This window comes from Sphingobacterium paludis, from assembly GCF_004364125.1.
GTDB lineage: Bacteria > Bacteroidota > Bacteroidia > Sphingobacteriales > Sphingobacteriaceae > Sphingobacterium > Sphingobacterium paludis.
Genome location: NZ_SNZV01000004.1, coordinates 332,471 through 354,656, shown reverse-complemented (window position 1 = coordinate 354,656; position 22,186 = coordinate 332,471). Strand labels below are relative to the sequence as shown.

General features: G+C 43.2%; 11 protein-coding genes. 1 reads left to right on the top strand and 10 read right to left on the bottom strand.

Annotated features, from left to right (window positions below; genetic code table 11):
* Window positions 1-90: 90 nt before the first annotated feature.
* The 9 genes from B0I21_RS09640 to B0I21_RS09600 form a co-directional block, all read right to left on the bottom strand.
* A complete protein-coding gene (locus B0I21_RS09640) occupies window positions 91-1,236 on the bottom strand; it encodes a FecR family protein (RefSeq protein ID WP_133640261.1) in 1,146 nt (381 codons plus the stop codon).
* 58 nt (window positions 1,237-1,294) lie between these two features.
* Entirely contained in the window at window positions 1,295-1,831 is a 537-nt protein-coding gene (locus tag B0I21_RS09635; protein WP_133640260.1) for an RNA polymerase sigma factor, read from the bottom strand.
* A gap of 254 nt (window positions 1,832-2,085) precedes the next feature.
* Window positions 2,086-3,171, bottom strand: coding sequence for a phytase (locus B0I21_RS09630; protein WP_133640259.1), 1,086 nt, complete (start codon window positions 3,169-3,171; stop codon window positions 2,086-2,088).
* 56 nt (window positions 3,172-3,227) lie between these two features.
* The gene (locus B0I21_RS09625) at window positions 3,228-6,035 is read right to left on the bottom strand and encodes a TonB-dependent receptor (RefSeq protein ID WP_133640258.1); all 2,808 of its coding nucleotides are present in this window, start codon (window positions 6,033-6,035) and stop codon (window positions 3,228-3,230) included.
* Between the two features lie 582 nt (window positions 6,036-6,617).
* Window positions 6,618-8,207, bottom strand: a complete 1,590-nt coding sequence (locus B0I21_RS09620; RefSeq protein ID WP_133640257.1) for a hypothetical protein — start codon at window positions 8,205-8,207, stop codon at window positions 6,618-6,620.
* Window positions 8,208-8,338: 131 nt separating this feature from the next.
* Complete coding sequence (locus tag B0I21_RS09615) at window positions 8,339-9,748, bottom strand: RagB/SusD family nutrient uptake outer membrane protein (RefSeq protein ID WP_133640256.1); 1,410 nt, start codon at window positions 9,746-9,748, stop codon at window positions 8,339-8,341.
* A gap of 12 nt (window positions 9,749-9,760) precedes the next feature.
* A complete protein-coding gene (locus tag B0I21_RS09610) occupies window positions 9,761-12,829 on the bottom strand; it encodes a SusC/RagA family TonB-linked outer membrane protein (protein ID WP_133640255.1) in 3,069 nt (1,022 codons plus the stop codon).
* A 1,063-nt stretch (window positions 12,830-13,892) separates the two neighbouring features.
* On the bottom strand, window positions 13,893-15,389 hold the full coding sequence (locus tag B0I21_RS09605) for a RagB/SusD family nutrient uptake outer membrane protein (RefSeq protein WP_208292313.1): 1,497 nt from the start codon (window positions 15,387-15,389) through the stop codon (window positions 13,893-13,895).
* 3 nt (window positions 15,390-15,392) lie between these two features.
* Window positions 15,393-18,665 (bottom strand): SusC/RagA family TonB-linked outer membrane protein, encoded by a 3,273-nt coding sequence (locus tag B0I21_RS09600; protein ID WP_133640254.1) that lies wholly within the window; start codon window positions 18,663-18,665, stop codon window positions 15,393-15,395.
* Window positions 18,666-19,482: 817 nt separating this feature from the next.
* Between B0I21_RS09600 and B0I21_RS09595 the strand changes: the two genes are divergently transcribed.
* Window positions 19,483-20,364: an alpha/beta hydrolase gene (locus tag B0I21_RS09595; protein ID WP_133640253.1), complete on the top strand. Its 882-nt coding sequence runs from the start codon at window positions 19,483-19,485 to the stop codon at window positions 20,362-20,364.
* A gap of 323 nt (window positions 20,365-20,687) precedes the next feature.
* Here B0I21_RS09595 and B0I21_RS09590 read toward each other — a convergent pair whose 3' ends face one another.
* A complete protein-coding gene (locus B0I21_RS09590) occupies window positions 20,688-22,184 on the bottom strand; it encodes a RagB/SusD family nutrient uptake outer membrane protein (RefSeq protein WP_133640252.1) in 1,497 nt (498 codons plus the stop codon).
* Window positions 22,185-22,186: the final 2 nt, after the last annotated feature.

The following is a 22,186-nucleotide window of genomic DNA, read 5'->3' as shown; positions in this document are numbered from 1 at the left end:
TTAGTATTCTTTAATTTAACTTGGTGATTCACAGGGGTGCTGCAACACCTCTGTTTTTTTTTGATGGTTTGGTACTGTTTACGTCATATCCTATTTTTTTGTGATTAGTAACTTGTTTTTGTGGAGCTGAAAATCGAGATCACTCACAAATTCCAGCATATTTAAAACTTCGGACAATCGGACGTCTCTGGAGATTTCACCGGTATATGTTTCGCTGAGCGAAACATCTTTAGAAAAGGAAACATCAATGTCATACCACAACTTCAGCTGCTGCGCTATGCTGACGATGTTATCCTCTTTGAAATAAAACTCATTGTTTTTCCAAGCCAGATCTTTTTGCAGGTTTGTCGGATGTACGCGAAGCTCGTCATGCTGCCATTGCACACTTTGTCCTGGGAAAACCATGGTTGTTTTATTATTGCTCGACACTTCGACTCGGCCCTCCTCCAGACTTGTTTTGCTGTATCGGCCATTTGTATTGACGTTGAAATGCGTGCCCAACACTTTTACTTCTGCGTCTTCCGTTACCACATAAAAGGGCTTCAATGCATCTTTACGCACTTCAAAATAGGCTTCTCCCACTAAATAAACCCGCCTTTCCGAACTGGCAAATGTTGTAGGAAAACGAAGTTCGCTTTTTGAATTAACCCACACCTGTGAACCATCTGGAAGTGTCAATTTAAAGAAATTGGCGGCAGGAACAACCAAGGTATGATAAACCAATGCACTACGCTCCGGAACAATGTGTTCGGCGCTTAATTTGTTCATGAACGTATGATTAGAGGCCACGTTCAACGTATCCTCCACGTTTAATTCATCGCCATTCGCTAAAATAATCCTAGCCCCGAGATTTGCGGGCAACACGTCATGCTTATTCTGACCATTAACAATTTCTACAATATGTCGGTCTGACGGCTTCGGGGGCTGCGCCAGGAACCAATAGCTTCCAAAAGAAAGCAAAACGACAATGGACGCGGCTGCAAAGACTGTTCTAAAGCGACTTTGCTTTGGAAGACTTTTTTGTTGTATGGCTTTCCATGCTTCATCCTCATTAATCTTATCCACCCAATGCGCATTGATATTCGCTCCTTCCTGCATGAGTTGCTTGTAAAGGGCTTTATTTTTATCACTTTTATCCAACCAGCGTTCCAAGACACCTTTCTCCTCCTCGGAAATGGGAATCATTTTAAACTGCTTAGCAATAATAGCCGCAATATCCAGTGGGTTCGTATCCATAATTTAAGTTAAGAACCCTAAACATGGATTTGGGGTGACAAGAATTTTGCTTTTTTTCCTAGGTAGCGATGAAAAAAGCAAAAATTACCGAAAAGTAGTCAGGTCTTAGCTTTGATCGTAATACATGGAGGCCTCTTTTCTTCTGCGTTTTGATGGTGTTAAGGCTAATCTGCAGCTCTTGTGCTATTTCGTCATTGGAAAAGCCATCAACATAACTCATCGTCATAATTTTCTGACAACCTGCTGGTAACGTCGCCAGCGTGGCCTGAATAGCAGCCATAAACTCAGCACGGATAATTTGATGTTCATAATCTATGTCATCACATTCCTGATAACCTGATCGTTGCCAAAATTTTGCTACGGTCTTACTTTTTCTATTGAGGTTGTAAACAGCGTATTTGACGGTAGCGTACAAAAATGACTTTATTGCTTTCTCATCATCAGATACCTCATTACGCTGCTGGAAATAGGTCACAAAGGCATCCTGTGCTAAATCTTCAGCCACATTTTCATCATGCACCATCTGCATTGCGAAATAACACAACGATCGATAGTACTTAGCAAATAATACTTTATCGGAATCTACAGCATTCATTCTTCGACAGTTAACAATAATATGTCAGTTAGTTAGGCATGCCATCTTAAGAATCTGGCATAATTTAAATCCAAGGTAGAAAAAAATATCAGGTTTATTGCTCGAAAAATATTTTTTTCCCAAAAGCAGACCTTTTATCTCTCTTTTTTATAAGCATCAAATGGTTATCGCCTGAGAAATCGAAAATGCAGGCAATAAAAAAAACGCAGGATGTGTGATTTCCTGCGTTTCTTTACCTATTTATTTGGAGATAACTACTTTCCTTCGCCCTTATCAATACGTTCTTGAATAAGATTCCAATCGTAATAATGGAAGACCTTACCATTGCTCATCGCGATCAACATACCTTTCGGAAATTTACCGCCCAAATTTAGGCTTGTTGCTTCTGCTCCGTCGCATTCGATTGCTGATACAGGAATATCTGCCAGCTTGGTGTAGCTGTTTGCATCGCCATTGCTCCCCTCCCGCGGGTAGATTACAAATGAATTGTTCTGTTGATTGGACAGCAAAATATAGCCCGTAGTGTCGCCCGTTTTGTAAATTGCAATGCCTTCATGATCCGATGTGACGTCGTTCTGCGCAAAGAATGCGAGTTCTTTATTATCATTTTTATCCGGATCAGCGTAGTATTTACGCACGCCTGCGGTCTCGTCGGAGTAGTACACATAGCCCAACTCGTTATCTACCGCGATAGCTTCAATTTCTTTCTTACCGCTGTATGCACCAAACTTACGGACGACTGTACCTTTAACGATGCCATCAGCACTGGCAGTAATCCTATATTGCCACAAGTAACTGCCGGAGTGCCCTGCTTTACGACCAACAATTGCGTAGATCGCATTGGATCCCGTAGAATCCTTCTTGGTGTAGATCGAAATACCCATAGCATCCTGCTCGCCGTCTCCTCTTTCTCCTTCAAAAACTGGTATTCCTCCGTCATCAATCGGTGTCAGGTCAGGCAGGCTGTATACCCTGATTTTATGCGCCTTACGTTCGGTCGTTATCGCAATATCTACCTTTTTACCACGAATGTCCAATCCATAGGCGATATCTACGTTGTTGGGGCGCTCCAGTCCGGTTACTTTTCGTACAATTTTTCCATCGAGGTCGTACAAATAAAGTCCACCACCGACCTCTTTATCCGTTCCTATAATCAAACTTTGGGTAGGATCGGTAGGATGAATCCAAATGGCCGGATCATCGGTATCAAATTCCGTCTGCTCGGTGACGACCGTAGGTACAACCGCATCTTTGGACACAGGTGCCAAGCCTGAGGAGCAGGAAGCAAGCAGACCAGCATATACCAGCGCCGCAACAGTAGCAATTTTTGTGTTCGTCATACAAGTTAATTTTATCTTTGTTTGTTATGGATATTTATTTTTATCTGCCGTTTATTCTACAAATCAAATTTCACCCCTAAGTTAAACCGCGCTTGGTAATATTCCATTTGCTGTGTCCGGGAAGATATGCCCTGATAATACCGCAACGGTTGGTTGGTCAAATTGTTTGCTTCCACAAACACGCGAAACTTCGGCGTAATTTTGTAAGCGGCATTTGCATCCAAAAACAGCTGCTGATCGTAATAGTTGTCCTCAAATGAATTTCCACCCAACTCATCGATATAAGATGATGTATAATTTAAGGAGACGCGCGAAGTAAATCTATTGTTCTCCCAAGACAGGGAACCATTAAACATATGCGGAGCAGTTCCAGGAAGTTTCACATCGCTGCGTTCCTCCCCTTCCGAACTGGTAATTCCCTTTGCATTCGAATTCGTATTGGTGTAGTTCAGATAAATCCCAAAGCCTTTTAAGAAACGGCCTGGCAGGAAATCTAACTGACGTTGAAAAGCGACTTCGAAGCCATACACGTCGACATTATCACCATTACGTTGCTGCACAAACCTGAAATTCTCCCCAGCAGGAACAGGATTTTGTTGATTTGGAAAATCGTTTGCAAAATCAGTTGTGGTATATTGGTTATTACGGTAGGTATAGATGAAATCTTTCAAATTTTTATAGAATACGCCTCCAGAAAAAATTCCTACAGAGCGGAAATAATGCTCCACCATGAAGTCTGCATTATACGCGTAGGTAGCATTCAAATTTGGATTACCCGCCTGTACTTCGGTATCGCCGGGAATGGCATTTACATAGGGGGCAAGTGCATAGTAATTCGGGCGAGCTAACGCGGTGGTTAAGGCTGCTCGGAATATCGTTGCTTCACCGGCTTTATATTTAAAGGAGACACTTGGTAATACATTGGTATAGTTATTTTTCGTGTTTACCACACCGGCCAATTCGTCTTCATCTAATACGTAATTTCCCGTGTAATTAATCCGTGTATGTTCGACGCGTGCACCCAAAATCATGGATAAACGCTCACTAAAATCCTGATCCCAGCGCACATATCCAGCCATAATTTGTTCTTTGGCGGTGTAGTTCTGGGTTAAGAACTCGGTTGGATCAGCTTCTTCTTCGTAAAGCGCTGGATTTTGCAAATCCAGATTTCCGAGATACGTACGATCGATAAAATATCCCGGTACATACTGCTCGCCCGCTTGGTATCCTTGGCCTCCAAAGAATACGTTAGGCATATCCGCCAACGTACCTAGCTCTGTTAATGGCGTGTATTCGTAAAAAATGTTGTTTCTCGATTTGTCCTTTAGGCGCAAACGCGCTCCTGTCCGTACCCGGCCCTTTTGGCCATCAATCACCGAGAATGGAAACCGGATGTTCACTTTAGCGCCAAACTCTTTTTCGTCGGTGAAGTTATCGTTTTCCGTGATTTTACGGAGGGAGAAATTAGCAGGGTCTTCATCAGCGGTGACTAAAGGTTTCCGGGTGTCGCCAAGCTGCTGTCTCATCACGACATCTGTTTGTTCAAAGTCGATGTAGCGTTCATTAGGTCTATCTTCACTTGCCGTCGCGTAGTTGGCTGCCCAGTCCAAATCGAGCTTTGCGCCTAAAAGGTGTTCACCGCCAATGGCGTAGTTTTGTACCGTTTGGCGTTCCAAACGCGTGTTCCTATTTTTCGAATTATCAATCCCCCCTTTGGTTTCACGGCGGATCTCGCCTGTATATCCTGTAATAGCATTGCTTGCATCGTACACGGGTTCAATATCGCGGTAGCGCACGCGGTATCTGTTTTCCAGATCATCGCGCCAGTTATACATCGCATTGGCGTACAACATATGCTTTTCATTGATCTTGTAATCAAAGGCAAGCGCTGTACTTCTACGGATACGCTGTACATCATATTTACGAATATCCATCTCCTGCATGAACACATTGCCGTTATCGTCTTGATCCCACACCCCTTCTACGTTGTCCGACCCAAAACGGTTATTATTGAATGAACCACTGAACACGACGCCGATTTTGTTGTTTGCAAAACGGTTTCCATACACAAGACCTGCCGTATAGTTCGCTTTATCGCGTATAGGTCCATAGCCACCAGCGAGCGTTGCAGAGATCCGTTGTCCATTTGGGGATGCACGGGTGATCAAATTCACCGATCCGCCGATCGCATCGGCATCCATATCCGGTGTTAACGTTTTATTGACTTCAATGGTCGAGATCATGTCGGCCGGGATGAGGTCCATTTGCACATTTCGGTTGTCACCTTCGGCCGATGGAATGCGGTCGCCGTTTAAAGTAACGGAGTTTAGGTTGGGTGCTAAACCACGGATAATAATGTTACGTGCCTCCCCTTGGTCATTCTGCATCGTGATACCCGGAACACGCTTTAAGGCGTCTCCAATATTGGCATCCGGAAAACGGCCCACCTGATCCGAAGAAATGATGTTGGAAATATTCTGATTGTTTTTTTGTTGGTTTAATGCGCGGGCCTGCCCTTTCAGCATATCTCCCATGACCACAACTTCCGAAAGCGTGTTGGCGGAAGCTATAAGGCTGAGGTTAACCGTATTGTTTTGTCCGCGCCTAACGTCAACTTTGGTATCTAAGTACTGGTATCCTAAATAAACAACGGAGACGCTGTACGTGCCTTCTGGCAGGTCCAAGAACTCAAAGTTTCCGTTTTGTCCAGACACGGTGTATCGGTTGTTTTCGGCGATGCGAATCGTTGCGCCCGGCAGCGAAAAATGATCCATCGCGTCAATAACCTTTCCCGTCAGGACGGTATTTTGTCCATAACTGAAGGCTACAATTAAAGATAATAATACGGTGGTAAAGAATCTCATGGTTTGTTGTTTGAAATTGCGACAAACCTAACAAGTTAAGGTGAACAGTAAGTGAAGCGTATGTTAACAAACTATTAATTGATGTTGGTTTAATGTCAGAGCGACTGATGCAAATCAATTCCATTTCAAACGCTAACAGAAATCTCTTTCGATGCTTGATGTATTAATGGGATACTTTTATAACGTGATTTTCCGCGCGGATTTTTGATGGACTCGCTTTGTCCAGCACACATCCGTTCCGTCCTTAGGCAGGACAGGGCCATACTTTTGTAGGGCAAAAGTATGCAAAACCCCGTCGCTTATTTTTGTTGCATCCCTTTTGGATAGTGGAGAGGCAAATGATTACAGACGCAACAAAAATGATGCGACATCTTGGTTAATAATGGAATGTGCATTGTAGTATCTTTTCGAATTTCTCACTACGCACTACGCAATACACGGTACTAATCGCTTTCGATGCGACATGTTGGTTAAGGATAAGAGGTGCAATGGAAAGCAAAAAGCGATAAGTAAAAAGTTAAAATTCAAAAGTTATAATTTTTTATCCGTTACGTGTGTCTACATGCTAAGTACGATCTACTATTACCATGGTTCTGGTGAAGCGTCATCGTCTACGTAGAAAGTCTGTTGCCCCCGATCCACTATATCACACAAAAAAGTCTTAACAATTTTTGTTGGCCGCGATCCTGAACGCGGACGAACTTCTATTGTCATCCTAACACCTATCAAATCTCTACCATAACTTGCTGTCGTACTATTATTAAAAGGATTGAAGCGCAGATTAGCATTGTTGCTAATTTTTCTGACATTTCCACTACCCACACCTTCATCGACAACACTGTTTGCGCCGGCGTTTAATTGTATAGCAGCGGGATTTAAAATAAGAAGCTCTGTATTTGCCACAGTAATCTCGGCATCCGCTGACAATGACGTGTTAGGCAAAAGATCGTATGAATTCTGATCTAGTGTAATTAAATAGTTCGTGTATTGATCATCAGCGACTGCCATACCATTAATCATCTTTATATAATGTTGACGAGCTATATTAACTTTTGGTTTCCCAGAGATATAAAATACTCCTAAAGGTTTGTTGTATAAGGGAATTACGTCAGGTCTAACATTCATCATATTTGCACCGGGTATTGCATACGAAAGCGCCGCAATCTGTCTAGGACTAGCTGTGATCGTACCATTCATATTGATGTCCATATTGATTTTTAGATCAACCGTAGATTCATTAGTCCCCTTAGTTCCGAGAATCCCATTTAAAAAATTTCCCACAATACCCGCACCGGCCTTATCTGTTGCATTAACAACATTCTCTCTAACCGTTTCATTTGCAATTATGTTCGCCACGCTTGACAGGCCAAGGGTTTTTACATTTAGGAAGGCATTCACGCCTGCTCCAACTATCCGCGTGAACAGATTTTCTTTTGTTTCCGGTTGCGTGATTATTCCATCAATAGTTCCTGCCGCACTTCCTCCCAGTGTAACAGTAGAAAAATCTCTACTACTTAACTGCCATCGCATACGATTTAATTGACCACTAATGTTAATTATAGTGGGATCGTAAGCTACTTCGAATTCGGCTCCATACCAAGTAGGCTGCTGATTTGCTTTGAAAGGTATTATTTGAGAGAGATCTAGTGGCGCCACCCCGCTTACATCTATTACACCAGCGCTATGATAGGCATACATGCTACTTTGCGGAACTCCTTCGTACCCTAAAGAAAAGACCATGTACTCCGATGGTATCGCACTGCTTTGCGATGCGTACACAAATAAGCGAACTACTCCCCGATATTTGTTATACAAAACGAAATATGGATTTTGCGGCATCTCTGTTTCGCTAAATGTATTGACGAGCAGCGTCCAGCCATCTGCGCTCGCGTAGTCATCATTAAAACTGTTCTCGAACATTCGTTCCGCTGTTGAATGCCAAGGTAAATGAATACGTGCTGTACCGGGCGGCGTTGGCACATAAGTTTCGCTCTCCCAATCGAATGTGGGAAAACTCATTACTTGAACATCAGCCCTCGGCTCTATCGTTAAGTCCTCTCTAGGAGATACGTCTAAACCCAACTTTTGACATCCCGTAAGAAGGATAGCACCGACAAATAGCACTGTTTTGCTGATTTTGATAAATTGTCCTTTTATTGAATTTGATTCCATACGCTCTAATCTTAAAAATTTGTTATTGGATAATTTCTTTTCGCTGATAAGATTATGCTGCTGCTGCTAAATTTCAACCAACGTTAAATGAGTGGTAAATCCAGAATATCATTCCGAAACCCTAAGCCATCCTAATTTGACCACCCTTCATTCTGCACCAGGTTACTATTGCGATCCAGTTCTGTCAAAGGAATTGGCGCCACGCGGCGAAAATCGGAATAAGGAATAGTCACCGCCTGACTGGGCGTACGGCCGGTAATATCGCGCTGTAGCCTATTAAGCGTATGATACCGATCGCCTTCGAAAGCAAGTTCTTTTCTGCGCTCGGTAATAATCCTCTCGAAAAGTTCAGCCCCTGTTTCCGTGACCTCGGCGGCCGGATCACGCTGCGAAATAAGACTCATTAAATACGTCACGGCCCTAGCCTCCTGCTGCATTCGGTAAGCCGCTTCTGCTGCGATCAAGTATACGTCTGAAATTCTTAATATTTTTTTTGTGCCGTAATTAACCAAATCGGGATATTTATTAACAATGTAAGCGGGGTTCTCGGCATTAGAACGCGTTCCGACGAGAACCAAATTTTTTCTGACATCAGTCTCAGAATAAGAATCATATAATGCTCGTTGCGCTAGACCATCCCCGTAACCTTGTTGGTTAAAAAAATAAGGCAACTCGTCAAACCCGCCGTTGTCAATTTGATCGGATACAATTTCTAAAAGAGTCTCATTTCCGAGTGTTTGAGACCCTACGGCCTGCCAATATGCTCCGTAATTTGCAATTGTCACAAGATTTACACCACTATTATCAATAACCTCATGCGCGTAATCAAAAGCCAACTGATAAGATTCTTGTGTACCTCTGTGTAAATTCACTTTGGCAGCCAGCGCCCTCGCTGCGTATTTTGAGAATCGACCGCTATTTGTCGTTTGGTTCATTAAATTATACGCTTGTTCAAGATCGGATAAAATCTGATTGTAAATATCGGCGACAGATGCGCGCGTGGGCCGCGCGTCGATATCAAAGGTTAGTACTAAAGGAACACCCAAGCCATTCGGATCATCGGTATACGGACGGGCAAAGAATCGTACCAACTCAAAGTAAAGCAAGGCGCGAATGGCATATGCTTCACCTTTGTATTGATTGATGTTTTCTTCATCTCCCGAAGGTGTAGCTGCAATAATATTGTTTACCCTATTGATGACTCTGTATGCATTCTGCCACAACCCCGTAAACCATTGATTGTTTTCTACAAAATTATTATTAAAGATTTCGGTATATCGCCCTGCGTTTCTTGATGAAATCAATACGTTATCAGCCCATAAATCGCCCATCAATGGAATTGTTCTTCCATATAAATGAAAAGAACGCAAACCAGCGTAAGAGCCATTCACAGCCGACAGCGCATCTACCTCGGTGAGCAGAGCCTCATCTGCAGGAATAGAGGTGTACGGAGGGAGGTCTAGAAAATCGGAATTGCAAGCGTTTTGAAAAAGGATGCACCATACCGATAAAAATAAGATATATTTAAATTTACGTTTCATAATGTTCGTTATTTAAAAGCCTACGTTAATACCGAAAGTAAAGGTTTTCGGAATGAATACATCGAAGTTAGTCACGCCTTGCGTCCCCCCGGCGACATCCGAACTACCAGCCTCAGGGTCGAAGGGCAATTTATCATCTTTTACCCATGTCCAAAGGTTTGAACCTCGGAAATATAGCCTTACGCTTGAAAGCTTGGTATATTCTATCCATTGTGGAGATAAGGTATAGCTAAGCGTTAGGTCACGAAGTCGAATGAAATCTCCTTCACGCAAAAGTCTATCGGAAGCGCCAAATGAATTTCTATTCCCCCCGAAGACAGGCCGAGGAACATCTGTGATATCACCTGGATTTTGCCAGCGATCCAGCTCCAAAGCATTTTGATTGAAGCTACCATAGTAAGCCCCTCCGCTATTTTGGTATTGATAAAAATTTTGATAAATATGATTGCCGAAGTTATAATAGAACATGGCATCTAAACCGATCCCCTTGTAGGTTAATGTTGTTCCAAAACTTCCAAATGCTTTTGGCAATGCAGATTTACCCAATAGAACACGTTGCGCATTTCCATATACGTTTGTTGTTTCGGTCCTTGTTTCATCAACATACCACAATGGATCGCCATTTTCTGGATCAGCACCCGCCCACTGAGGCAAATAATACGAAAAATAATCTTCTCCAACTTTTCTAATATATGGGTTTTCAACTTGTTCATCGGCTAACAATCTTGTCGTTGTATTCCTATTCAAAGCAATATTGAAATTTAGATTCCACTGGAAGTTATCTGTTCGCAGCGGTGTTCCGCTTAAGGAGAATTCTACCCCGCGATTTCTGAGACCGGCAAAGTTAGCCGTGTAGTCATCAAAGCCTGTAGAGTATGGAACGGGCACCTCATATAGTAGGCCTTCCGATTGTCTGTTATAGTAATCTACCGTGGCATTCAGACGGTTATCAAAAAGTGAAACGTCCAAACCGAGATCAAAAGCATTTGTTCTTTCCCATGTTAAATTGCGAAGACCATATTGCGTTGGACCACTACCTATCGCTCCATCGTAAACAAAGTTGTATTCAGTTCGTGTGTAACCATAAAGTGTGCGCCAAGCATTATTACCAATCCCGGCATTACCAGTCACGCCGTAAGAAGCACGCAACTTTAAACTGCTGATTGAGGATATATCCTTGATGAAATCTTCCTGCTCCATGTTCCAACTTCCTGCAACAGACCAAAAATTCCCAAACCGATTGTCAACGCCAAATCGAGATGATCCGTCGTTCCTGTAACTTCCTGACACGACGTATTTATTTCTATAGGAAATATCTCCCAATGCTAAAAATGATGCAAACGCGTAATCATCTTGTGTCCCCTCCGCTGTGACAGGAGTAGCACCCACAGATGGAACAGTATAGAAAGTATTTAAGGGAACATTTTGCACGGCGACGGAAGAGGTATAGGACTGCGATTTCTGAGCCTCGTAACCAGCTTTGATATTTGCAATCCAATCCTTATTTGAATCAATATCCCATTTGTATTCTATCAAATTTGTCCACACCCAATTGAAGTACCGCGTATAATCCCTGTAACTTCGGCCACCAACATTACGTCCATCACCATAAGTTGGACTATTATAATAATCTTCCTCGATGTTAGTGTAGTCTATTCCATACTTTGATGACAACTTTAGATTGGGAAGTATTTTGTATTCTGCATACACTGTCGTCAGTGCCTTTTGTGTATTATTACTCCTTCGATCCCTTTCCAAAATCTCCAACGGATTGTATAATCCGGATCCTGGACTTAACGCACCCTCGATATAGTTGCTCCCGTCTGGATTCCGAGCAGGTAAATTTGGCATCAAGAAAAAACTGGATAGTACGGGGTTGCCGAAAGCTCCGCCATTGAGAAGCCCTCTAAGGTTTGCTGTTGAGAGAATTGCACTTGTCCCAACAGTCAACCTATCATTCACATCATGCTTTAAACTGACTTTACCACTATATCGTGTAAAATCAGAGTTGGGTATTGTCCCTTGCTGTTTAAAGTAGCCTCCTCCTATGTTAAATATCGTTTTTTCATTCCCCCCATCGACAGATAGATTATATTGCTGCTGATTCCCCGTTCGGGTAACTTCATCATACCAATTGGTGTTAATATTGGGATCAATGCCAAAGTTATTAATAGCGTACTCCCGAATATTTTCGGGAGATAAACTATTATTCATAACCACGGTTGGATTATTTAACAATGCTTCCCCTAACAATAAAATGTTCTCCTCCGTTGTTAGTGGCCGTGTCCTATCATTGTAAACGCCCGGACGAACCGATCCAAAATCAGCATCTAGACGAATTTTTGTCTTTCCTGCTTTACCTGATTTCGTCGTTATCAGGATTACGCCATTAGCACCGCGAGAACCGTAGATAGCTGTAGAAGCCGCATCTTTCAGGACAGTCATGTTTTCAATGTCGTTTGGATTTAAGGATGCTAATACGTTTGCTGTAGGTGTTGCTCGAGATAGATCGCCAGCATTTATAGGTATTCCGTCAATTACATACAATGGCGACGAGGAGCCGGAAATTGATCCAACACCACGAATTCGCACTTGCTGCATGGAACCGGGTTGGCCTGAACTTCCTGTGGATTGCAACCCTGGTACTTTGCCTTGCAAAGCACGGTCGACAGAAGGAAATGGCGTTTGCTCAACATCTTTCGCCTCAACAACGCTTGCTGAACCCGTTGAGCGGAGCCGCGTGGTTGTTCCATATCCCGTCACTAGCACCTCTTCCAACGAAGCCTGATCATCAACCAATTCAACATTCACAACCGTCTGCTCTGCAATGGCAATCCGTTGCGCAATATAGCCGATGTAGGAGAACGACAGGGTTCCCCGAGGTGGAGCTGAAATAGAATACTGCCCATCCGGTCCAGTCTGCGTTGCAGAACTGGTACCAGCTACGGTGATCGAAACACCACTTATTGGCGTCCCGTCTTTCGCGGAAGTCACCTTTCCGGTCACCTCGCGATTCTGCGCGAACGACACCCCGAGCAGGCTAGTCAGCACGAAAAGAATACTAAATAATTTTTGTTTCATTTTGTTTATCGTTGTTTAGTTAGTTATCGCACGAAGGGTCACAGCGATCAGTACCCTATAAAATGAATATGGGTTTATTTCATTCCCTAAAGCTTAAAGAAGCAAGGTTACACTGCCCAAGTTAAGTAAACCCTCAGTAGGTTTCACATAGACTAATAGCGGGAATATGCACAAATCCCAAAGGCTAGCGACACTCAAAATCTAGCAGCTGATTATAAAATACGGGGCTGGGCTAAAAATGAATAACTGCATCGTGTATGTGGTTCTGTTGTTGCATAATTATGTTTGTTTAGTTTATTGTTGTTTTTCGCAATAGGGAGCTACGTAATTTAATTGAAATAAGCACCAGCTCAATTACATATCTACAAGAGCCAATATACTTGTAAAAAAATTAATATTAAAAACAAAAAAGACACAATAAAACACAAGAACAGATAAAAATAAATATTATTTCAATTTTTATTAATTTATATAAACTTTTAAAACACGCGTTAACATTAATTACAACATTGTGTCACAACCTTCTATATAAGTACTATATATTTTAATTACATAAAGTGCTAAATCACTCTTTTTTTTATGGAATAGAGGTTATATGTCACAAAGAGCGAGAAGCTAAGTCATAAAATTGCGAGCCTTAAAAGTGAAAAAGCTATACCCGAGAGAAACTTGAGATTTAGCAGGGCAATAATGCATCCACCTCGGCAATAAGAAAAACACAGCGCACTATTAATAAGCTAAAAATTCTCTTAGCAAAACGTGCAAGTGAAATAAACATTCGTAAAAGCAAGTAAAACAAATGAGAACGCTAATGCTCACAATCCTCCTTACGCTCCCCTTTACCGTATCAAGAGGTCAGGATACGCAAAACCTGATTCATCTTTATAATTTAATGTCACTAAACATCTTTTAAGAAGATAAGATATCATACTACAAAACTCGATAACCGTAAAAATAGGAATCCATCGTAACAACATGGGACACAAGCGATAGTGGTATGAACAAAAAAGGGGCTGCCTACGTATAGACAACCCCTTTCTTACTTTCAAAGATAGACACTTTGCTATAATGGATTTTGTTTTACGACACCGAGTGTTCTATCGATCTCGCCACGAGGAATTAAGAATTCCCAATCTGTCCCTCCTGCTGGTACGCTCATGGTCACCGCGAGCGATGTATTATGATTCGCACCATTTCTATCCAACGGAAGGTTCAATCGTTTTAGATCGTAAAAACGAAATCCTTCTCCCCAAAGTTCAATACGTCGCTGTGTTAAGATTTCATCAACTAATGTGGTGCCCGAATTTGTAGAAACCGCATAACTGGCATCTCTAGTCCGCACTAATTCAAATAGTACTTGTCTTGCTTCCGCTTCTCTTCCACCTAATTTAGCTAATGATTCTGCTTCAATCAAATACATCTCTGCTGCACGCATAAACATCAAGTCGCCGTTACTATTTGCCGGGTTCGGTAAAGTAAACTTCCGTGTCATATACGGGCGTCTCACACCACTTGCAGCCACAGGAAATCCTGCTGTGGCTCCTGACGGATCCCACAATCGCTTGCGCACATCCGTCGTTGGGATCTTCGCGTATAAGGCCGAGTTGATCGCTTTCGGATTTCCACGGGTATTGGTTGAACTAAAGTTACCGACGTATGCGTAGAAGGAAGAGAAATAATTGGGTTGATCTTCCCGGTGTTCGATCCCCCATATCCATTCCGGATTGGCAAAACTGACAAAGGAATTGAAATACTGATCGGATGTCATCAGCGTAAAACCGGCTCTAGCCGCTCTTGCTTCGGTAATAGCGATATCGTAGTTTTGCTGCGTTAATGCAACGCGCGCTTTTACGCCATGTGCTACATTCACATTTAAGTGAGAAATATTTGGCCGAGCCACAGCAGTAGCAAACAAGCCTATTGCCGCATCCAAATCCGTATTGATCTGTGTATACACTTCTTCTACCGTATTTCGAGGCACGGCGCCCACTGTCCTTTCCAAAATTAGCGACATCCCCATCGACGAGTTGTCGCCACCCTTTACGTAGCGCTTACCATACAGCTGCACCATTTGGTAATACGACCAGGCACGATAGGTCAGGGCCTGTGCTTTTAAGAAGTCCTTATCTGCCTGCGGGCCTTCAGCACCATCAATGTTGCCTATAATTTCATTCGCATTCGCGATCAGCGCATAGTAAAATCCATAATTGAACGTAAGGATGCTTGCCGCCTCGTTACGATGCGAAAGCCAGCGGTACTCGCTATTGAACCAGCCGTTGGCGGCCCCGGTCATCACGAAGTCTTCACCCAGCACCTCCATGTAGAGCATATTTCCACTCTGCCCGCCGGCAGCCTGGTTGCTGTACCAAGCCGAGTACATATAGCGGTGCATACCATTGATCGCCGCATACGCATTCTGCGTTGTCGCGAAGACAATTGAAGGAGCGATTCGATTAGTAGGCTCCAATTGCAATTTTTTGTTACATCCTGATAAAAGTAGTACCCACAGCGCTACTGTAGCGAGGGTAAATTTTATTGATAGTTTATTGAAAATTCTCATGTTTTAAAATCCGACGTTAATACCAAAGTTAATTGTTCTTGCGTGGTTGTAACCCGATGCTGCAGACGGTCTGTATATATCGCCAATCGGATTGAAGCCTTTCCGTGCGGACCAGAAATAAAGGTTTTCTGCACTAGCAAATACGCGAGCACGTTGCACCCCAATTTGGCTAGTCAGACTTTTCGGCAAGGTGTAGCTTGTTGTGATGGCTGATAGATTCAAATAAGAGGCTTTCTCAAGAAATCGTGTTGACGTGGCATTATTTTGCGCTGTTCTGTTTAAGTCCATCAATGGAATATCGGTTTGGTCTCCTGGGTTTTTCCACGCACCAAACAAATCGCGGTGCAGGTTGGCACCATTTGCTGGTCCAGAGCTCATCAAACTTGCGTACTGACCATTGTAAAAATAACCGCCTAAGCTATACGTTACGACAAAACCAAAGTCAAATCCTTTATAAGAGAAGCTGTTTACGATACTTCCATACACCGGCGGCAAGGCAGACTTATTGATCCAGTCTTGCTTAGCCGAATTATGGTTAAACGTCACCGTATCCACAACGCCATTACCTTTATCGATTAATTTGTGATCTGCATTGTTTGGATCGTAAGCAACGCCATCCATCAATCCCAAATACATCGCACGCCCCGTTTCTGGGTCTACACCATAATAGGTTCTGGTGAAGAAGTCATACCGAGACCTTCCCTCGACTTGCTTAAATGGCACATCCACAATTTCAGGGGTTTCCAACGGCATTTTGGTAATCTTGTTTTTGATGGTCGTTAGATTCAATGTCAAGTTCCAATTGAAATCCTCCTTACGGATAATATTACCCGTCAACGAAAGTTCGACACCTTTATTCGTCATCGACCCGACATTGCGTGGTATAGAAAAAGAACCCGACGTTGATCCGCCATTGTGGTAAGGTTGCGGTACATCGAATAGTAAACCGTCGGAATATCTAATATAATACTCCAATGAACCTGTGATTCTTCCGTTCATAAAGGAGAAGTCTACACCAGCATCCCATGGCCTTTGCGATTCCCATGTTATTCGATCTGATCCCAATGATGTAAATGCCGCACCCGATGCGGATGCATTATTAAATCCAACGCTATAGCCCGGTTGGTATGGATAGTAGTTTTGTGCTCCAGAGCTTAATAATAGCTGCGAGTTACCCAGTCTACCCACGGACGCACGTAACTTCAACAAATCGGTAAAATCATTCTTAAAGAATGGCTCCTGATCCAAACGCCAAGCGGCGCCAACAGACCAAAAATTCTCCCATCTCAAATGTGCAGGAAACCTCGAGTTACCATCACGCCTTACCATTACATCCAAGTAGTAACGACTATCGTAGTTGTAGTTTACACGCCCGAAATAACTTTCAATAGCCTCTTCATTCAAGCCGGATGTAAGCGAGCTGATGTCCGTAAAATTGGAAAACACATACAGGCCGTCAAAACCTTGTCCGGTCCGCATACCATCGATGTCTTCGATCTTGAATTTATAGTACTCATGTCCGAGCAATGATTCCAAGCTATGCTTACCAAAAGCATTATTTGCACGTAAAAGTTGGTTAAACGTGTAGCTTTCCTGTCTGTACCAGTTTTGGCTGTAACGACCGGCCGGAGCACCATCCCCTACCTCGGTATTTTCATAGCCTTCTTCTCGTGCGCTTTGAATGTCAGGATTAAATGTAGTCGAAAATGTCAACCAAGGCAAGATATTGACATCAATATACGCTCGTGCCGATACAAAATCACGATCCGCTTTGCTCGTATTCATCAGGGTTTCCGCTATGGCATGGCGCCCGCCATTGTACGGACGCGACAGGCCGAACTCCGAAACTAGGTTACCATAGTCATAACGCTTGTTTCCTTGCAAATCCCTTAGAATTTCGCCTGTTGCTGGATCATGTACATAAACCGGGTAGATTGGCGCAATACCTCTGGAAAACCCGAAAGGATTATTGATCGCACTTGCTCCGGTATAAGCGTAGTCATATTTATTGCTTGTACCGCTAATATTTAGACCTGCTTTCAACCAGTCCGTAATTTTGCTATTTACATTTAAACGGCCCTGAAAACGATCCATGGAGGAACGCAATCCCCACCCATCTTCGCTTAGGTAGTTCATTGAGGCATACACATCTGTATTTTTAATCCCAGTTGAATAGTTGACGCTGTACTCATCACGCTTACCGTTACGCGTTGCTTCATCTTCCCATGACCGAAAACCCTTGTACTTAATCTGTGCATTCGGGTTTAGCTTCCCTGTTGCATCAATAAGCTCGTTGTTAGCGACATTATAGGAGTTGTATCCACCCAGGTATTGAACGATGTCCTGAAATGTTTGACCGTTATATATCTGTTGCCCTGCTGCATTTCTTGTAAGCAGACCTGAACCAATCTGACGCGCGATATCCAATGGAACACGATTTGTTGTACGATAAGCTAAACTATTGGTATAGGCTTGCCACATCAACTCGTAGTACTCACCAGCCGATACGGTATTATAGTTAGGTACCGCATTTTGGTTGATACCTTTTTGAACCTTTGCATCGAATGTGCTTTTTCCTTCTTTACCGCGCTTTGTGGTCACCGTCACTACACCATTGGCACCACGAGAACCATACATAGCAATTGTGGCCGCATCTTTAAGCACCGTAATCGTCTCTACGTCATCCGGGTTAATATTTGACATCCCACCATCAAACGGAACACCGTCCACGACGATTAGTGGATTGTTGCCCGCAGAAAAGGATCCTACTCCGCGGATACGGATTGTCGGTGAAGAGCCTGGCGCTCCTCCTGGAGCAGCTGTCTGAACACCTGGACCAGCACCTTGAAGCGCCCCCAATGGGTTGGACAACGGACGTTTGTCGAGCTCTTTGGCACCGATCTGCGTTGCTGAACCCGTGAAGTCAGATTTCTTTACCGTTCCGTAGGCTACGACAATGACCTCATCCAAATCGCTAGAGGCTTCGCCCAACGCGACATCAATAGATGTGCGTCCGCCGATAGCTTGTGTGTTTTCTGCATAACCGATCAAGGTAAAGACAAGCTTGGACGTAGAGGCGTTCACAGACAGGCTGTACCGGCCATCACCGTCTGTCTGCGTAGCGCGGTTGGTGCCGCCCTCGCGAACAGTAACCCCTGTTAGCGTTTCACCCGTTACCGCCGACGTTACCCGTCCAGTCACCTGTCGGCTTTGCGCGAACGAAACGCCGATTAGGCAGGTCAGCACAAAAAGAATACTGAGTAATTTTTGTTTCATTTTATTTATTGTTGTTAGTTAGATATTGTAAAAAAATGTCTTTTACGATCTGTTGTGTATCTGGGATTCCGACACGTATCCATTGAGCTTTAACGCATTATTGACGGGGTTATAGCCTAAAATTTTGGCATACACTACCCGCTGAGAGCCGGCTTGGCTTCCATGGGAGATCTCCTCCTTTTTTGCTTAGCTAAATACGATAGATAGGCTTTCGCTCCTATGGAGCAGCACGGCAGTGCTTGTGTGATCCTTTTGTTGCATAATTACATTTGTTTAGTTAATAACCACTCCCTCCTGGTTTGTAAAAAGAAGCGATCCCATTACAAGCGACATAAACATAGACGAATATGTAGCCCTTCTGCAGGCAAATATAATCGCAAAAAGAACAATAAGCAAAATAAAAAAGAAAGCTAAAATACTTTAAAACAATATTATTAATTTTATTTCTATTTTTATAAACTAATTATAATATCAAAAACCTCATTAGAAATAAAGTCAAATCAGTACAGCTATAAGTCCTTTATTTTTTAAATATGATGTTGAAAAATAGCTGAAGTTTGGCACAAAAAAATGGTATGCCGCTGCTCTTATTTACATTTAGCGGCTTTGATATGTATTAAAAAGGTGGAAATCTGTTTTAGCCAGCTCATTTAGGTTGGCATATACCGACAATTGAAGGAATATGAATGGTTTTACAAGGTCAGGAGAAGATATTGATGAACAAGCAAAACAATTTTATATGGAAATTTATGTCACTAAATTTAATGACATGTCACCTTTAAACTATAATTTAGTTAAGAAATGTAAATAAATAGTCATGAACACAAAAACAAAAGCTTACAAATTATTATTATTTCTAATAATAATTTGTGTACAAAATGGATTACAGGCGCAGCAAAGGATTGTTATTCCTGTTAAGGGAGGCTCGACGAGTGATGTCAAGCCTCAGGAAAAATCTTTTACCTTCGAACCTATATCAACAAGCCGGATGTTGTACAACGTAACGGCTCCGAGCTTGGAAATTTTTGAACCTACAGGCTCGGAGATTAAAGACATTGCCGTATTGGTCATACCCGGGGGCGCTTTTCAAATACTGGCTTATGAAGACGAGGGGGTGAAGATAGCGAAAACTTTCGCAGAAAGAGGCTATACCGCAGCAGCACTGAAATACCGATTGGTACAATTGGAAGATGAAAACCCGATGGAGCAATTGATGCGAAACATAAAGGATTTTGCTACCCTCGAAGAAATTATGGCCCCGATGGTACCGCTGGCAATTGCAGACGGCAAGGAAGCCATGAAATACCTTAAAGCAAACGCGTCCGTCCTGGGTTTCGATGCCGATAAGGTTGGGGTTATTGGTTTTTCCGCAGGCGGTACTATTTCCGCGGCCATCGCACTTGATAAAGAAGTAGACCCCCTGTTCAGTGCACTTATTTATCCCTATTTGAACCCTGTTCTCGAAGCTGAGGTACCCGCATCCCCTTCACCACTTTTCATAGCAGTGACACAGGATGACGAGTATAGCTTTGACATCAATTCCTTGAAACTATATGAAAGATGGAAATCGAAAAACGGACTTGTGGATTTGCGTGTCTTTTCTAGGGGGCAACACGGGTTTGCCAGCAAAAAACAGGATCTCCCGGTTGATCATTGGCTGGATAGTGTTTTCGAATGGCTTTCATTTTTACGTTACTGATTTATATGATCTTTTTGTGGTAGACGTAGCTCTGAGCAGGAACTCAACATAAAAATCCGCTCCATTGATAATGCTTCAGAAATATGAATAATGTCATATATATAACCGGCAACGAAATGCATACGAAGATTCATGTATTGAACAGAAATAAGTATCCTATTAACGTCTCTTCAGGGCTTAAGGGACAGAAGGCAAAAGGTGACTATCTTTGCGCGAACTGAGAATCCACAGCAACAAAAATGCGACACAGGTGATAGTGGTATGGACGAAAAAAAGGGGCTGCCTATGACAACCCCTTTCTATTTTCAAAGGTAGATGGTTTGTTATAATGGATTTTGTTGTACGACACCGAGGGTTCTATCGATCTCGCCACGAGGAATTAAGAATTCCCAATCTTTGCTGCCTGCAGGCACATCCATCGTAACAGCAAGTGATGTATTGTGGTTTGCACCATTTCTGTTCAACGGAAGGTTCAATCGTTTTAGATCGTAAAAACGGAATCCTTCACCCCAAAGTTCAATACGACGCTGTGTTAAGATTTCATCAACCAATGCGGTGCCCGAGTTTGTAGAAACCGCGTAACTGGCATCTCTGGTCCGTACTAATTCAAATAGTACTTGTCTTGCTTCCGCTTCTCTTCCGCCTAGTTTAGCCAAAGATTCCGCTTCGATCAAGTACATCTCCGCTGCACGCATAAACATCAAGTCACCGTTACTGTTCGCCGGATTTGGCATGGTAAACTTCCGTGTCATATACGGGCGTCTCACGCCACTTGCAGCCACAGGAAACCCCGCTGTGGTTCCTGTTGGATCCCACAATCCCTTGCGCACATCCGTCGTCGGGATTTTGGCATATAAGGCCGAGTTGATCGCTTTCGGATTTCCGCGGGTATTGGTTGAGCTAAAGTTACCGACATACGCGTAGAACGAATAGAAATACGTAGGTTGATCTTCGCGGTGTTCGATTCCCCAGATCCATTCTGGATTGGCAAAACTAACAAAAGAATTGAAATACTGATCTCGGTTCATCAACGTAAAACCGGCTCTAGCCGCTCTGGCTTCGGCAACTGCGATATCGTAGTTTTGCTGGGTTAATGCAACGCGCGCCTTTACACCATGCGCTACATTCGCATTTAGGTGAGAAATATTCGGCCGAGCCACAGCAGTAGCAAACAAACCTATTGCCGCATCCAAATCCGTGTTGATCTGCGAATAGACCTCTTCTACCGTATTCCGAGGCACCGCCCCCACTGTTCTTTCCAAGACTAGAGAGAGTCCTAGGGAAGAGTTGTCTCCGCCTTTCACATACCGTTTGCCAAACAGCTGTACCATTTGGTAATATGACCAGGCACGATAGGTCAAGGCCTGTGCTTTTAAGAAGTCTTTATCTGCCTGCGGGCCTTCCGCGCCATCGATGTTGGCTATAATTTCATTCGCATTCGCGATCAGCGCATAGTAAAAGCCATAGTTGAACGTAAGGATGCCTGCCGTCTCGTTACGATGAGAAAGCCAGCGGTGCTCACTGTTGAACCAGCCGTTGGCGGCTCCGGTCATCACGAAATCTTCACCCAGCACCTCCATATAGAGCATATTTCCACTCTGCCCGCCGGCAGCCTGGTTGCTATACCATTGCGAGTACATATACCGGTGCATACCATTGATCGCCGCATACGCATTCTGTGTTGTCGCGAAGACAATTGAAGGAGCAATACGACCAGTTGGTTCCAATTGCAAATCCTTATTACATCCCGACAAAAGCAAGGCTGATAGCGCTAGCGTAGCGAGGGTAGATTTTATAGATAGTTTATTAAAAATTCTCATGT